The 16,248-nt window shown below is 45.3% G+C and carries 17 protein-coding genes; 2 read left to right on the forward strand and 15 right to left on the reverse strand.

The features are described 5' to 3' along the window. Positions 1-37: 37 nt before the first annotated feature. The 11 genes from AAV90_RS03250 to AAV90_RS03305 form a co-directional block, all read right to left on the reverse strand. Entirely contained in the window at positions 38-265 is a 228-nt protein-coding gene (locus AAV90_RS03250) for a DUF4911 domain-containing protein (protein ID WP_046495797.1), read from the reverse strand. Next, entirely contained in the window at positions 262-1,491 is a 1,230-nt protein-coding gene (locus AAV90_RS03255) for a peptidase U32 family protein (RefSeq protein ID WP_046495800.1), read from the reverse strand. The genes AAV90_RS03250 and AAV90_RS03255 overlap by 4 nt, the downstream gene beginning before the upstream one ends. Before the next feature lie 284 nt (positions 1,492-1,775). Then, positions 1,776-2,804, reverse strand: a complete 1,029-nt coding sequence (gene mltG, locus AAV90_RS03265; RefSeq protein WP_046495805.1) for an endolytic transglycosylase MltG — start codon at positions 2,802-2,804, stop codon at positions 1,776-1,778. Positions 2,805-2,833: 29 nt separating this feature from the next. Next, positions 2,834-4,339, reverse strand: a complete 1,506-nt coding sequence (locus tag AAV90_RS13970) for a VanW family protein (protein WP_052729574.1) — start codon at positions 4,337-4,339, stop codon at positions 2,834-2,836. Between the two features lie 132 nt (positions 4,340-4,471). Beyond that, positions 4,472-4,759, reverse strand: a complete 288-nt coding sequence (locus AAV90_RS03275; protein ID WP_046495807.1) for a DUF1292 domain-containing protein — start codon at positions 4,757-4,759, stop codon at positions 4,472-4,474. A gap of 28 nt (positions 4,760-4,787) precedes the next feature. Beyond that, positions 4,788-5,237 (reverse strand): Holliday junction resolvase RuvX, encoded by a 450-nt coding sequence (gene ruvX, locus AAV90_RS03280; protein ID WP_046495810.1) that lies wholly within the window; start codon positions 5,235-5,237, stop codon positions 4,788-4,790. Positions 5,238-5,527: 290 nt separating this feature from the next. Beyond that, positions 5,528-5,785, reverse strand: a complete 258-nt coding sequence (locus AAV90_RS03285) for an IreB family regulatory phosphoprotein (RefSeq protein WP_046495812.1) — start codon at positions 5,783-5,785, stop codon at positions 5,528-5,530. Between the two features lie 56 nt (positions 5,786-5,841). After that, positions 5,842-8,481, reverse strand: a complete 2,640-nt coding sequence (gene alaS / locus AAV90_RS03290) for an alanine--tRNA ligase (protein WP_046495815.1) — start codon at positions 8,479-8,481, stop codon at positions 5,842-5,844. Positions 8,482-8,558: 77 nt separating this feature from the next. After that, entirely contained in the window at positions 8,559-9,575 is a 1,017-nt protein-coding gene (locus AAV90_RS03295) for an AI-2E family transporter (protein WP_046495817.1), read from the reverse strand. A 118-nt stretch (positions 9,576-9,693) separates the two neighbouring features. Further along, positions 9,694-9,873, reverse strand: coding sequence for a hypothetical protein (locus AAV90_RS03300; RefSeq protein WP_046495820.1), 180 nt, complete (start codon positions 9,871-9,873; stop codon positions 9,694-9,696). Further along, on the reverse strand, positions 9,870-10,337 hold the full coding sequence (locus tag AAV90_RS03305; RefSeq protein ID WP_046495822.1) for a PRC-barrel domain-containing protein: 468 nt from the start codon (positions 10,335-10,337) through the stop codon (positions 9,870-9,872). Before AAV90_RS03305 ends, AAV90_RS03300 begins: the two co-directional genes overlap by 4 nt. 183 nt (positions 10,338-10,520) lie before the next feature. On the opposite strand from AAV90_RS03305, the gene AAV90_RS03310 reads away from it, so the two are divergent. Further along, the gene (locus tag AAV90_RS03310; RefSeq protein ID WP_046495824.1) at positions 10,521-11,891 is read left to right on the forward strand and encodes a replication-associated recombination protein A; all 1,371 of its coding nucleotides are present in this window, start codon (positions 10,521-10,523) and stop codon (positions 11,889-11,891) included. Positions 11,892-11,914: 23 nt separating this feature from the next. Here AAV90_RS03310 and AAV90_RS03315 read toward each other — a convergent pair whose 3' ends face one another. From AAV90_RS03315 to AAV90_RS03330, 4 genes are all read right to left on the reverse strand, one after another. Next, positions 11,915-14,104 (reverse strand): YcdB/YcdC domain-containing protein, encoded by a 2,190-nt coding sequence (locus AAV90_RS03315; protein ID WP_046495827.1) that lies wholly within the window; start codon positions 14,102-14,104, stop codon positions 11,915-11,917. 136 nt (positions 14,105-14,240) lie between these two features. Further along, entirely contained in the window at positions 14,241-14,948 is a 708-nt protein-coding gene (locus AAV90_RS03320; protein ID WP_046495829.1) for an endonuclease/exonuclease/phosphatase family protein, read from the reverse strand. A 183-nt stretch (positions 14,949-15,131) separates the two neighbouring features. Continuing rightward, positions 15,132-15,458 (reverse strand): thioredoxin, encoded by a 327-nt coding sequence (trxA, locus tag AAV90_RS03325; protein WP_046495832.1) that lies wholly within the window; start codon positions 15,456-15,458, stop codon positions 15,132-15,134. A 32-nt stretch (positions 15,459-15,490) separates the two neighbouring features. After that, entirely contained in the window at positions 15,491-15,730 is a 240-nt protein-coding gene (locus AAV90_RS03330; protein WP_242847470.1) for a metal-sensitive transcriptional regulator, read from the reverse strand. 108 nt (positions 15,731-15,838) lie between these two features. Here AAV90_RS03330 and AAV90_RS15240 point away from each other — a divergent pair, with 108 nt between their 5' ends. After that, a complete protein-coding gene (locus AAV90_RS15240) occupies positions 15,839-15,991 on the forward strand; it encodes a hypothetical protein (RefSeq protein ID WP_207642042.1) in 153 nt (50 codons plus the stop codon). Positions 15,992-16,248 lie beyond the last annotated feature (257 nt).

The raw sequence follows: 16,248 nt of genomic DNA on the forward strand, positions 1-16,248 counted from the left end.
GGGGGGCTTATACTTTAAAAAATGGACAAGGTTTTTCCTATATATCCTTTGAACGTGGATCCTCAGACAAGATATGAATGGGAAAGGGCAAATTATTAAGGATTTCCTCCACATCAGCAAAGGTATCCTCTGTCGCTCGGATAATCACCAGGCCCAGGGAACGATCCAAGGTTGAGACAATACCCAGATTATCATAAGCTTCTATGAGTTTCGTCAACATATCAATCTTTTCAGGCTCCACTATAGCATACAGCTGATCATTCAAATATTGCTACCCACCCTTCGCAGAATACTGCCCGGCGGAATATGCTCACCGCAGGGAATCAAAACAATCTGGCGGGCATGTCGGGCCCGATCCAGGATATTACCTGCAGAATCAAACATTACTTCAATTTCCAAGGCAATAATCCGCCCATCCGGGAGCATTATTTGCAGGGGATCACCCGAGCCAAAGTTGGCCCGTTGTTCAACTTCAATCAGACCTCTGGTTGAATCGTAATCTTTAATAATACCGCAGTAATCAGTTCGGTCAGGGGTTGCGGTTTTTTTTGTATCCTGCATTTCCAAAGTATCGGCCACAATAAAACCGTTCGTATATGGACGGGTTGCCACTCCCTTAAGTTCATCCATCCATTCCTGCAGTATATTGTCGTTATAGGGAGCCGGATTTTTTTGATAAAAATCAATTGCCTGACGATAGACCCGAGCTGTAGTAGCCACATAAAGAGCACTCTTCATCCGGCCTTCCACTTTAAAGGCATCAATGCCTGCTTCCATCAATTGAGGCAGATAAGGCAACAGGCAAAGATCACGGGAGTTTAATATATACGTACCGCGCTCATCTTCTTCAATAGGAAAGTACTGACCTGGTCTTTTCTCTTCCAGCAGGTGATACTGGTAACGGCAAGGGTGGGCACAAGCTCCTTGGTTGGCATTTCTTCCCGTCATATAATGGGACAAGAGGCAACGCCCTGAATAGGAAACACACATGGCACCATGTACGAAGACTTCCAGTTCAATATCGACCTTCTCTTTTATCACTACGATATCATCCAGCGACAACTCCCGGGCCAGAACCAAACGGCTGGCTCCCAGTTCCTTATACATAGCCGCCGCTTCATAATTGCTTATATTGGCCTGAGTACTTACCGTAACGGGAATATCCGGGGCATACCTTTTAGCCAGGCGCATTACGCCCAGATCAGATATAATCAAACCATCTACACCCATCTGCTGCAAGCTTTCCAGATAAGATGGCATTTCCCGCAAGTCCTGGTTGTGGGCCAAAATATTGACGGTTACGTAGACCCTCCTGCCATACTCACGCGCAAAAACCAACCCCTCCGCCATTTCTTGCAGGGTCAGATTGCCAGCATAAGCCCGCAGACTATACTCCTTGCCGCCCAAATAGACGGCGTCCGCCCCAAACCGCAGAGCCGTTTTAAGTTTATCCAAATCCCCAGCGGGGAGCAACAATTCAGGTTTAATCATCGACCCACTTCCTAATTACATTTCAATCGCCACAGGCAAGCCAGATTTAAAAGATTTACGCCGGTTACCCATTTTAAGAGATTGAAAAGATTTAAAAAAGGATCCGGCAAAAGGTTTCCACTGGCAACGGACTATATCATTTTTAAACAATCTTTTAAGGAAAAAATCTGTGTGCATATCTCTGCGGGGAACGCTGATGTTTCCCGGCACCCACCTGGGCACTATAAAAATGGCTGTATAAATCGTGTCTATTTTTATCCGTGTCTATTCCCATGCGCCGTCTGTTAACGCTGGTATTTTTGGCGGGCTTTTTCGTGTTCGGCAAAGGTTTTGGAAAAATAGTGGCTTCCATCACCTTTGGCTACGTAATAATAATAGCCATGGGTTTCCGGGTTAAGCGCGGCTTTAATCGAAGCCAGACCTGGACAGGCAATGGCGCCAGGAGGTAATCCGGTATTCCGGTAAGTATTATAGGGAGAATTAACCTGCAAATCTTTATTGCTTACCCATTCCTTATGCTGCCCCAGACTATATAGGACGGTTGCGTCTATCTGCAGGGGCATCCCAATTTTTAATCTATTATAAATCACACCGGCGATACGTGCCCTCTCTGATGGAAATTGCGCTTCTTTTTCAATAAGTGAAGCCACAATGACGACTTCCCCTACGCTCATTTGCCTCTGGCGGGCCAACTCGATGCATTCCTTATCCCAATGCCGGTTAAAATTGGCCAGCATATGATCGATAATCTCGTGGGCACTGGTTTTTTCAGCAGCACTGTATGTATCCGGAAACAGGAAGCCTTCCAGGCGAACTTTGCTGCCACAGGCAGGCAAAAAGTCATAATCATACTCATCCAACAGGGCATCCTGCCAGTCTTGGGCGCTGACCAGTTCCTTTTCTATCAACAGTTCCCCGATTTGTTGCAAGGTAAAACCTTCCGGGATAGTGAAGGCGTTGCTCATACCCTTCCCTTCAGCAATCTGTATACCGATCTCCTGCAAAGATTGACTGCGGCTTAGATTGTAGACACCAGCCTTAAGGCGTGAATCCAGGTTTTCACGAGCACAGTATTTAACAAAAGTTCTTTCATGACGAATAAGATCGTTGTTCTTAAGAATCCTGGCTACATCGCCGGCATTACTGTTTTCAGGAATCCGCACCTGTATCTGGGACTTGTCCTGTGGATCTACTGGCAGATAGCTTTTTTGGGAAATATACTGCCAGCTAAAGATCAACAGCAATAATGCTATCAATGCTAATAACAGCGATATTCGCTTAGTCTTTGGGGGGATCACTTGCAGTTCACGCATCTTCCTCACCTTATCAGCTGGATATTTTTTTAAAAACCTTCTGGTTTGTTTATATTCCGGTTGAGGCTATTTACCTGATTACTGGTATCCGGGATATCGCCCGGCACCATAGGGGGAACTTCCGTACCTTTTTCCGGATCAGGCGGCAGCGTACCGGGATCAGGGATTACCGGCGGAGAAGGATTAGGTTTGGTGTTCGCTTCCGGCCCCTGTTTGACAACCTTGTTTAAGGGTCGATACGTGTCCCGAGCCAGTTGTTGCCTTTTAATAACGTTGCCGGAGACATCATAATAAGTACGAAAAGATCTGACAACATAACCCGGGCTGCCCGCATGTTCTACCTTTTGTTCTCCCGGCTGTAACTGAGGGTCTAGCTCAGTAATCGTATTAAATGGGATGGTCTGATCAACAACATGAGATACCTTGATATTCTGCCTGGCGGTTAGTTTGCCATAAACATTGATTGTCAGTCTGCCGCCGCCGGTTACAGCTCTCAGATAAACAGGATAGCCGGTATTGTTCCTGAATTTGAAATCCTGTAAACCATAAACTACGGTTGCATCTTGCCCCAAGGGTACATAGGCAATCGCCAGGGCATGATTGCTACGTTCCACAATATCCAGCCCCGCTAGTAGACAGGCATTGTAGAGGGTAGATGAAACCTGACACACTCCTCCGCCCAAGCCCGGTTCAAATTTTCCTCCCACAATAACCATGGCGTCCCTATAGCCCTTTTCCAGGGTGCGCTTGCCAACCTTCTGGTTAAAAGAAAAAACTTCCTGAGGGGCAACCACGCTGCCATTGATCCCATTGGCCGCCATCTGCAGGTTATGGGAGCGATTTATTTCTCCGGCATTAAACGCCGTGGTATAAGATGATATCTCCCCCATATTACTCAAGGTTTCCTCATCTACCTGGGGATGTTCTTCTGTCATCACAACAGGAATTCTAAGCTGCCCGGAAAACTCTTTTAAATCCTGCGGCAGGGGTTTAAAGGTTTTCTCAGTATTTACTTTCAGGCCTACGCTGCCGGGTACCACGATTAATCCGCGCCGGGCGTCCACTTCCAGGCTGGAATCCCGAAATGGTACACCCCAGTTGCGGTTCCATTTTTCCACCAGGCTGCTGACCTGCTCGGGTCGGTATTCCAGTTTGACCGGATAGACGATCTTGCGACTCCCATCCAAATTAGTGATCTTCTCATGCCAACTTCTGGACTTTTCATCCATCCAGGCTGAGGTTACAACCCCATGCACATTGACCGGCTGACAGAGTTTATGAAGCGTAGTTACTTCTTCATACTCACCATGGTAGAAAACAACCGGCAGTTTGTATACCCGCTCCAATTCCTTGTTAAGTAAGGACTCGGCTTCTTCCACAGTAGAGCCTTCTACCTGTATCCCTCCAATAACAACTCCAGGCATAAAATAATCGGCATGAAAATACTTGGCAAAATATAGCATGACAGCTGCCAAAACACCTAGGGAAACCAGGACTATGAATATAAGACCCGATTTTAAATATTCCTTTTTCAACCCCTAACCCCCAAAAACCCAACTAAATCAAAATCTACGTTCCAGTAATACTATTTAATTCCATTGTTTTATAAGATTATATGCCCTATTAATAAAAAGAAGCCCCGCGGCTTCTTTTTATTATATTATAATTTAAATTTCCCCACTATCAAGCAGTTCGTCCCAAGCATCGGCTACCATTTCCCATTCTTCTTCATCTTCGATTTCAGCCATGAATTCATTTCCTTCTTCATCGTAGACAACTTTCAGGATGATAACCTCTACTTCATCGTCTTCATCATCTTCCTCTTCATCCAACGGAATCAGTACCCGATAGGTTTCCTCCTCTATTTCCAGTTCGGCCTGAACTTCAAATTCATACTCCTGCCCGTCCTCATCGACCAGAACCAAAATATTATCCATTATATCTTCGTAATCCATGGATCCACTTCCTTCCTTAAAACTAAAGCTATTCTATCCTCTCAGCAACTTCTTTGTCAAACTTCTGGTTGGCAAGTCTGTCCAGATAACCTTGTAATATATGGACTGCCGCCATTTTGTCAATTACCTCTTTGCGTTTCTGGCGGGAAACATCCGCACTGATCAACACCCGTTCTGCACTCACCGTACTTAGGCGTTCATCCCAGTAATCAACGGGCAGTTGTAGATACTCTCCCAGGGTTTGCCCAAATTCCTGGACTTCTTGAGCTTTTGGTCCCCTGGTTCCATTCATATTAAGCGGATAGCCCACCACAATCTGTTGGATGGCAAACTCCCGGCACAAATCGGCGATTAACTCCAAATCTGAATTTAATTTTCCCCTTTTTAAAACAGAATGTCCCTGGGCCGTCCAGCCTAATGGATCACTTATAGCTATCCCGATTCGTTTGTCGCCTACGTCTAAGCCCATTATTCTCATAAAAACCAATCCCTATACCATTATATACAAAAAAGGATGTCTGCCTTACACCTGTCTGAATTAAATCCTATAGTATATAAATGGCGCTTAAATATCAACCTATTCTCTGAGGTAATCGTGGGCAGACATTATAAAAACGCTGGATAATTGACTACTGCGTAGATACCTGGATGGCACTGTCATAATACGTTTAGTACCATTCTGGTCAGTTTAATGCAACAATATAGCAGGCGGTCATTACAAAACTTCATTATCCCCCATGCCCGCCTGCTCATATATATTCGCAGTTATTATTTTTCCATATATTTTCTTATCAGTATCTCCATAATTTCGTCCCGATCCACTTTACAGATCAGATTGCGGGCCTGTCGGTGACTCGTTATGTAAGCAGGATCACCGGATATCATGTAGCCCACCAACTGATTAATCGGATTATAGCCTTTCTCCTCAAGGGCTTCATATACTGCTTTTAAGATACTATGCACCTGATCTTCATCGTCACGCTGGCGCTTAAAACTAACCGTATGTTCTCCTGAACCCCGAAGCATAATAACACCCCCCTACATCTGGTTAAATTCTACATGCTACTTCTTAAAACCTTTGTTTAGGCAATGGATTTTTCCGCCATCTGCCGGGCAATTTCCAATGCCTCTTTAAGTTTCGTAGTATCCTTGCCGCCAGCCTGAGCCATGTCGGGTCGCCCTCCCCCGCCGCCGCCCGTTGCTCTGGCAGCCGCGCCAATTATTTTGCCTACGTTAATCCCTCTTTTTACCAGATCCTGGTTGGCAAAACCAACCAAAGCCACCTTGTCCCCAATCACCGAACCAAGAATAACCACCGCATTGCCCAGTTTATCCCTGAACATCTCGGCAGTCTCGCGTAGGTTATGGGCATCCTCGCAAGGCATTTCGGCAATCAGCAAGCGAGCTCCATTAAACTCATACGCCTGCCCTAGAATATCTTCACTTGAAACGTTAGAAAGGCGTGCTTTCAAGGCTTCAATCTCTTTGTCTTTTTCCTTGAGGGTGCGGTTTAATGCCTCCAAACGGTGGGTCACTTCCGCCGGAACGGTTCGCAAAAATGCAGCTGTTTCTTTTAGCTGGTATTCACAGTTATTCAGGTAAGCCAGTGCGTGTCGGCCGGTCATGGCTTCAATGCGCCTTAATCCGGAACCTACACTACCTTCACTGATTATCTTAAAAAGTCCGATCTGTCCAGTATTATTGACATGCGCTCCTCCGCAAAGTTCCTTGCTGAAATCGTCCACTTCTACGACCCGAACTTCATCTCCGTATTTTTCGCCAAATAAAGCGGTAGCACCCATTTTCCGGGCCTGTTCCAGGCTTTTCTGGCTGGAATTGACATCATACATCTCCAATATGGCCTCATTGACGATTCCTTCGATTTTTTGCAAATCTTCTTCATTTAAAGCCTGCAGATGAGAAAAATCAAAGCGTAATCTCTCTGGCTCCACCAGGGATCCTTTCTGCTGGGCATGCTCTCCCAATGTCATCCGCAGGGCCTGATGCAACAGATGGGTAGCGGTATGATTCCTGGATATATCCATTCTGCGGGCCTGGTTAAGTTTAAGACTTACTTTTTCACCTTCGCGCAGGCTGCCGGTTAATTTGCCAAAGTGAATAATCCACCCGGCCATCTTCTGCACATCATAGACCTCCACCCTGCCCGCATCAGCATTAATGGATCCAGTGTCAGCAACCTGACCACCACTTTCCGCATAAAAGGGGGTATTGGATGTCAGCAGCATGATATCGCCGTTATCGGCAAAATCAACTCTTTTGTTATCCTTAATAATCGCGACAACCTGAGAATCAACCTGAAAGTGGTCATAACCGCTAAAATTGCTGTCCGGAGTATCCTTAAGGATTTCAGCCAGCAACTGATCGCGGGCAAAAGCGTTCTCACTTTTGTGAGCCTGGCGGGCCCGTTGCCTTTGAGCTTCCATCATACGATTAAAACCTTCTGTATCTACGGTAAAGTTGTTTTCCTCGGCCATATCTTCAGTTAAATCGAGGGGAAAACCATAGGTATCATACAGCATAAAAGCTTCTTCGCCACTGATAACGCTCCGTCCCTGCTGGCGAGCAACGCTTATGATCTCTGCAACCTTCTTGATACCTTCGTTAAGCGTAATCAAGAAGCGTTCTTCCTCCAGACGGATTACCTCTTTAACAAATTCCCTTTTTTCCTGCAACTGAGGATAGGCATCAGCCATTAATCGGGTTACGACATCCACGTTTTTATATAGGAAAGGTTCATCAATACCTAAAAATTGACCGAAACGCACTGCCCGGCGCAGGATTCTTCTAAGCACATACCCGCGCCCATCGTTGCTGGGCAGAACCCCGTCTGCTATCAGAAAAGTACAGGCCCGACTGTGATCAGCAATAACCCGGAAAGGAAAGCCGGCTTCACCGCGATCATATTTTTGCCCAGTCAAATCCTCAATCGCTTTAATTATGGGTATAAAAAGATCGGTATCAAAATTACTGTCTACACCCTGCAAAATAGAAGTAAGCCTCTCTAATCCCATACCGGTATCGATGCTCGGCCGGGGTAAAGGGGTCATTACACCCTTTTCATCGCGATTGAACTGCATAAATACCAGGTTCCATACCTCCATCCAGCGGTCACAATCACACACACCCAGGCCACATTCCGGATGACCGCAGGAATAAGAGACACCCCGATCGTAATGAATTTCGCTGCAGGGTCCGCACGGACCGGTATCACCCATACTCCAAAAATTGTCTTTTTCGCCCATCCTGACGATCCGCCGGGCAGGTACATCAGTTACTTCCTGCCACAGCTTAAAAGCCTCATTATCATCTTCAAAGATGGTAACCCAGAGTTTATCCTTGGGCAATTTTATTTCTTCGGTCAAAAATTCCCAGGCATACTGGATAGCTTCTCTTTTAAAATAATCGCCAAAGGAAAAATTCCCTAGCATTTCGAAAAAGGTATGATGCCGGGGGGTTCTGCCAACCGTATCCAAATCATTATGCTTGCCGCCAGCCCGCACACATTTTTGGGAAGTGGCTGCCCGTACATAATTACGGCGGTCAATGCCCAGAAATACATCTTTAAACTGATTCATACCTGCATTTGTAAACAACAGGGTAGGATCATCAACCGGTATTAATGATGAGCTTTCCACCACGCTATGTTGCCTGTCAGCAAAATAATCCAAAAAACTTTGGCGGATTTCACTGCTTGTCCACACAAATTTGGCCTCCTCTTAGCTCTAATCTTTCTTAACTATTTTCTTTTATAAAGGTGGCAATGTCAATAATGCCCTTATTAGTCTACAAATTTCAGATATAAATATGACAGTATTACCCTTAAGGTAGCCACCAGCGGTACGGCAATCAACATTCCCAGAATACCCAACAATTCCCCACCTGCCAAGAGAGAAAACACAATAGCCAGGGGATGCATTCCCAGCTTTTCGGAAATTATTTTGGGGGTGATTAGATTTGCTTCTATTTGCTGAATTACAACGATGGAAATCAGCATATAAAGACCGGCGCGGCCGGATTGAGCCAAGGCCAGAATAAGTGCCGGTATCCCGCCTAAAATAGGGCCAAAATAAGGAACCAGGTTGCTTACACCCCCAATTATCCCAATAACGAGGGCGTAATCGATGCCGATAATCACTGCGGCCAAACCTGTAAAAATGCCCACCAGGGTAGCAACCAGCAAATGCCCTTTCAAATATTCGATTAGTACTGTATCAATCTTGTCCAAGAGCATGGTTAAATCCCGCTTACCCGCCGGAGGCAGCAGATTTAGAAAAGCTTCCCGAATCTTCTCCCAGTCATTAATGATGTATACTGCCAGAATAGGGGCAAAAACTACTATCAATGCCTTGCTGAAAAAACTGTATATCCCACTCGCCAAACCCTTGAGCAGATTATATATAGAGTTTTCGATGCGCAGGGTGTTTTCGTGCAGGATGCCGTCCAGCTTTCCGGGCAGGTGTAAGCTATTGACACGGACTGAGAATTCCTGTACCTGGGCAGTGTAAACTGGCAGCATTTCAGCTACACCGCTTAATTCCTTTACCAGGCGGGGAATAGCCAGCCACATGAGCAGGGCAATTAGTGCTGCCGCTACCAAATATATTATAACGATCGCCCAGATTCTCTTCAGACCTTTTTGCTCAAAGAACGTGACTGGGCGGAATAAAAGGTAAGATACCAGACCGCCGACCAAAAAAGTATAGACAACTTCACGAATCAGAAAAGCAAAATAAAGGGTGGCAAAAAGTACCACCCCCAGAAGCACATATCGAAAAATCTTATTTTCCAGCAACATTCCGGTTCTCCTTCTATTGACTGCCTAAGGTATCCCTGGATTTCATGCAATCAAGAAAGATGTTTTTCTGTAAATTACCAGTTGCTGAGAGGGCGATCCCTCCATCCCTAAACTGGTTTTAAATGATCCCGGCCGATTCATCCATAGCCAAAAGGCTGCCATCCTCGGCTACTTCATAGAGATTAACGCGGCCTCGGGAATAATTAAACTCCAAAAAACAATTCCAGCAGTAATACTGATCACTGCCCACTTTGCCAACCTGCAGGCCTCCGCAAACCGGACATTTAAATGCCGTCATGGTGATTCACTTCCTTCCTGATTCACAAGGACCGTACAAGGACTGGCCCAATTTATTTGCGGCAGTGAGACCTCGCCGCGTCCCTCCAACAAATCTTTAAGTACCCCGGATGATATTTCTACTCCCCAGACTTCTTTTTTTTCCCGCTTAATAATAAAATCGCTCACTACTCCCAGTTCTTTCCCTTCTTTATCAAAAACCACATCCCCCAGTTTTTTATCATATACTGACAATTCTTCCCCATGGGCATATGATTTCATACTGGCTGGATTGGAAATAAGTACAGATCCCTCACCGATTATAAAATCATCCTGCCAAATCAGGTATGCCTTATTATCATGGCCTTTCATGACCAAATAGATAATTTTATAATCATCCCCAATAACTGCTTTTTCCACTCGACCGAGATTTTCAGCCGTTTCTGACAACAGTACCGGCAGATTGGAAATATTACGAACCTTCACGACCAGTCCCCCTGCCCAAATAAATCCCGTTTATAAAGCATTAATTATTGTTTCCCACCGGGTGATTATTTAGACACTGAATCGTATTATTTGTTAAAATGTGCGCGGAAAAATAGACGCAGATAAACAAATGTTCTATAATAATCGCAAGTATTTAGTTGCCACAATGGGAGGTTTTTATCAGTGGATTTATTTGCCTTAAGCAATAATAAAAGGATGGCGGATGTTGCTCCCTTGGCATGGCGGATGCGTCCCCGCAATCTGGATGAGATTCGTGGACAAGATCATTTATTGGCTCCGGGCAGTCCTTTGCGAAATGCCATTGATCGTGACCGGCTTACGTCTTTCGTACTGTACGGCCCTCCCGGGACTGGCAAAACTACCATCGCCAGAACTATTGCCGGAGTTACTAAATCACAATTCGTTTATATGCAGGCGGTTACCGCCGGGGTCACAGAAATACGTAAAATTGCGGCTGATGCTGCCGACCAGCTAAAATATTACCAGCAGAAAACCATTCTGTTTGTGGATGAAATCCATCGTTTTAATAAATCCCAACAGGATGTGCTGCTGCCTTTCGTGGAAGACGGCACCTTGACCCTGATTGGAGCCACGACCGAGAACCCCTTGCACGAACTCAATTCCGCCCTGCTCTCGCGCATGAAAATCTATCTGGTACACCCTTTGGATGAAGAGGCCTTGAGCCTAATCATAGCTAATGTACTTCAGGATAAGGAACGGGGATTGGGAGAACTGGATATCGTTTTTACAGATGACAGCCAGCATATGCTAATCCGGGCAGCCCAGGGTGATGCCCGCATGGCGCTAAATATTCTGGATACCTTGAGCAGTTCTTATACTGACCGGCAGGGTAGCTTGCGGATCACACCTGAAATGATCACCCAGGTAACCGGAAAACCGATTATCAAGTACGACCGCAGCGGTGATTGGCATTATGATACCATATCGGCCTTTATCAAAAGTATCCGCGGTTCAGATCCTGATGCGGCTTTATACTGGCTGGCAGTGATGCTGGAAGGCGGCGAGGATCCCAAGTTCATTGCCCGCCGCCTGATTGTCCACGCCGCAGAGGATATCGGCCTGGCTGATCCCTTTGCCCTGCTCATGGCCAATGCAGCGGCTGACGCACTGCAATTTGTAGGCTTGCCGGAAGCCCGCATCCCGCTGGCAGAAGCTACTATATATCTTTCTACGGCACCCAAAAGCAACAGCAGTAAAACAGCAATCGATGCTGCCATAGCCGAAGTTCGCCGTCAAAATAAAATTACCGTGCCAGCGCATATTGCCGATACCTCCCATTCCCAGGCCAAAACATTGCTGGGCAAAGGCCAGGGTTACAAATATCCGCCTCAGTATGGAGGTTATGTGGAACAATCCTACCTACCTGACGAATTAGACAACCCCGTGTTTTATCAACCTTCAGCCAACGGTTATGAACCAAAAATCACTGTATTTATGGCCCGCCTGCCTGGTGCTGAAAATAAAGGGCTGCCCGGGAATACAAAAAATCCGGCCCCACCGAAATCGGAGTAGGCCGGATCAAAATTTATAGTCTACTAATATCTGCTTTGATTACCCCTCATAGTCGCCAACCGGGTGGAGGTAACCGCTAATTCAGCCCAGGAAACGGCATCCTGAGGGCGGAAATTCTGATTGGCATCAGCCGTCAGCAAACCTAGGCCATCGACCAATCCTACATAATTGGTTTTATCCTTGCTAATCCGGTCGGCATCCTTATAAGGGTTGCTTATCTGATTCTTCATCCGGGCGACATCCTGATAATCCAAACAGTTCACCAGCCAAACGGCCAATTCTTCCCGGCTGATAATTTTATCGGGATCGAAGTAACCCTGATTCTTGATAACCCCTTTGCGCACCGCTTTCTGTAGGAAAACTTCATCCGGATCGTTGACATTAATATCCTTAAGGGCCAGGCTGATTTTTAGGTCACTGCTATAGTAGTTGGGTTGGATCGAAGCCATCAGTGTTTTTAGAGCCTGTCTGCGGGTCACAGCCGCTTCGGGCTGGATTCCCGCAGGAAGCAAGCCGCTCTCCTGAAGCAACGAAAGTGCTGGGGCAGCCGGATGTCCTGCGGGAACTGCGGAGTCCAAATTCAAACTTACTTCACCCCTGCCCAGCATTTCACCGCTTAAGGCATCAATCTTATTGTCCGGGGCATAGCGATATACTAAAAGGGGTTCTGTACGTTGGTTCTTGGCCCCGTTTTTATCCGCAGGGAAAATATAGGCTAATTGAAAGGGTTGCTGCTCCTTATATATTGACTCAGCTTGGGCCGGGCTAATCATGTTCTCAAGGGCGCTAAATCCATATGGAGGCCAGTTCACCCAATAGTTGATCAGACTGCCGGTATATTTGTTTATTTCCGCCCTTATGCCGCCCGGGCAGCTGATTCCGTTAACCAGGCGATTGAAATAGAAATGATAAGTATCTGCAGGTTCTTCATCCCATAGTTGGTTACATAGTACGAATTGATTTTGCTTTTCCGGGTTAAGCAGTTTAATCGCCTCCTGGGCTTTTTGCAAAGCCGTTGCATAGGTGATACTGTTTTCCCCGCCGCCGTTGGCTGCCGCATAATTATTGTACTGATGAATGAAACCGGTATGTACATCAATACCAATTTCCGGGCCATTCCCAAAACGGTTGCTGCTTTTATTATCCACCAGACTGTAATGCCAAAATTCTTCCTGATAGCCTAAACCACTGGAGGTTCCTCCTCCACTGCGTCTAATCTCGCCAGTTATACCCATCTTCTTAAATGCTTCTTCGGCCACCTTTTTAGCCTGATCAGGGTTCATCTTGGAAGCAGCAGCCTGCACCGGTCTTTCTAGCCGAGAAGTATTCTTTTGAGGTTCCGGTATGGTTTCAAAAATACGCGCGTCCTGCTTGGCAATCCTCGTGCCGTCCCCTTTTAATGCTTCACCGGTATTAACATCGAAAAACTGGGCATTTGTATTTAAACTATAGATAGGTCTTAAAAAAATTGACTCCCTATTTAATATCTGAGTTGTATAGCTGGGATACAGTCCGATTTCGTCAAGTAATTTAGCGGTTATCTCCTGAGGGGAAATAGTAGTGCCGGCCGGAGGAAAATTGGCATTGTGCCAGACATAACTATAGCGGGTTACTTTACCGGTAATAGCATCCACCCCTACCGATATACTATCCCAATCCACTACCATTCCATTGTTCTGTCTATTCCAAGTAAAATTGTAAAAGGTATTTAATCTGTCCCGGGGATAGTAGCTGCTCTGGTTCGTATCCAGAAAAACCAATTCGGCTACTTTGTCGGGCTGAATTTTTTTTACAAACTCATCGGCAACCTGATAGGCTTGTTGCCGATTAAGCGCGACTGTTTTTCCCTGGTAGTAGGCAGGCAGGGGATTATATTGCATGGCAGTTATCTCGCCGGTTAATGCATTTACAGTCGCCCTTAACGAATAGTTTCCGTTCGGGACACCAGTCTCATCTTTTAGTTGGAATTCCCAGTAAGAAGCGCCATCCAAGCCCTGTTCGCTGTACTCGGCATCCAGTTCTTGCCCCGCCATAATCTCTGGAAAGGCAGCTTGCAAGACTGCCCATGCTTCCTCCTGGCTGACGGCTGCCCGGTTTTCTTTATCAGCTTGTACCACCTCTAGGTTTGGTTCGGCAGCGTCAAGCGGGGCCACAGGGTATGGCATACCAACCAAAAAGAATAACGTCATTAATATTACCAAAATTTTTGGCAACTTATTTCCCTCCCTTAATTCTTCAATTCTTCGAGGTAAATTCCGCCTTATAATAAAAACAGCCGATTTACTATATTATTGGGCAACATAATGCATCCCCAAGATTTTACAGCAACCTTACACCTCCTATGGTTTTTTAACTGACCAACTCAACCCAGGCCATAACCGGCAGATGATCAGAAGCCAGGGAAGGTATGATCTTATAATCCACAGCTCTGCAGGCAGGATTGAGCAATATATAATCCATCCTTTCCACAGGCTGATCCGCACGGAATGTAGCTGTAACAGAACCGGTATTAGCAGCAAAACTGTCCTTGAAGCAGTCATATAAAAATTTAACCCCAGCATCATCAGGGGTCTCATTCAAATCCCCGCATAAAATCGCGGCGGAATCAGCGGACAGAATAAGCGGAACAATAAAATTCTCTATTTGCTTAAGACGCAGCTTGCGGTCCAATTCCATATGGGTATTAAAAACGCGCAGTTTTTTACCCTCAATAGTACAATGCATCTCCAACATAGCCCTTTTAGATCTACCCGAAGGCACAGGCAGTTGATGATTGACGCTTTTAATAACCGGATAACGGGATAAAAGGGCGTTTCCGTAAGCACCAATTTTATACCTTATAGCCGAACCAAAAACGTATTCCATTTGCATTATTCGAGCCAATCTAGCTGCCTGGTTGCAAAAAAAACTGCGCCGTCTATATTTATCTATCTCCTGCAAACAAATAATATCCGCATCCAAAGCCTGCAGAACATCAGCCGTTCTGGACAAATCCACCCGTCCGTCCATGCCCTGGCCGTTTTTAATATTATAGCTGACAACCTTAATAACTGCCATAATACCCCCGACTGTCATATGAATATATTAAATTAAATACGCATTTTAGATACGGATGATTACAGTAAAGAGTGTTATTTTTGCAAATAGTTGCCTGTAAGCAGTAAAAACTGCGGCGTTGTTTTTTTCAAAAAAATAGCCATCCCACAGGATGACTATTGATGTGTTTTTTAATTTTCAGGTTTATGCCAGTACTTCATCAATTATTTTCTGTAGCTGCGCTTTGCCCTGTGCACCGACAACCCTTTTTACTTCCTGTCCGTTGTTAAAGAAAGCCAGGGTGGGAATACCCCTGATGCCAAACTGAGCCGCCAGGGACTGGTTTTCATCAACATTGACTTTAGCAACGGTAAGCTTGTCGGCATTTTCTTCCGCCAAGGTTTCCACGATAGGTCCCACCATTTTACAGGGTCCACACCAGGGGGCCCAAAAATCCACCAATACAGGTTGATTAGATTCCAGTACTTCACTGGTAAAATTATTTGTGTCCACATTTTTAACGTTAGCCATTATAAGCCCTCCTCATAAATCGTTATTTCAATTTACTTGATAAACCTGCTCATCATTCCAACGATTTCGTTAAAACTTTGTTCAGGGTTTTCCTCATCATGCATGGATTTATAAATACAATCCTTGGCATGGTTTTCAAATACTAAAATCCCCACCTGGTTGACAGCCGATTTTATGGCTGCAATCTGGTTCAAGATTTCGTTGCATTCTTCCTCGGCCTCAATCATCCGTTGAACCCCTCGAACCTGTCCCTCTATACGTTTAAGTCTCATTAAAATACTCCTACGGGGATCGGTTCCCATTATTATCTCACTTCCCTTCATACCCCCCTTGGGTATTTACTAGAGTATAAAACAACGGTAAATAATTGTCAAATAGAAATGAGCTTTTTTTTGATTTGGAGTGTTGATGTCCGCAGACACTGGGGGACACTTAAAACTTATGAAGAATCCAGCAATATTTTTATACGGAGCGGTTTAATGGATCTTAAGATTACAGTTATTGCCTTTGGTGCTTGCGGTCTTAGGGACTAGACGTTTAAAAGGCGGTTATATAACCGCCTTTTAAAATCTTTTAAAATATTAAATTCCGCGGGGTTTTACCACAACAACATGTAAATACCGATTCCGGCACCAAGGGCGATAGAAAACCATATCAGGGTTCTTAACAACTCCCCTTTTACTTGTTTAGTTAATTCCTCCATGAGTATTTCCCCTTTCGCTCTCCTACCTGATATATATTATATAAAAAGACAGGTATTATCCTTTAAATGTTTAGATTTATCTTAGAT

It is taken from the genome of Syntrophomonas zehnderi OL-4 (assembly GCF_000983115.1).
GTDB classification, from domain to species: domain Bacteria; phylum Bacillota; class Syntrophomonadia; order Syntrophomonadales; family Syntrophomonadaceae; genus Syntrophomonas_B; species Syntrophomonas_B zehnderi.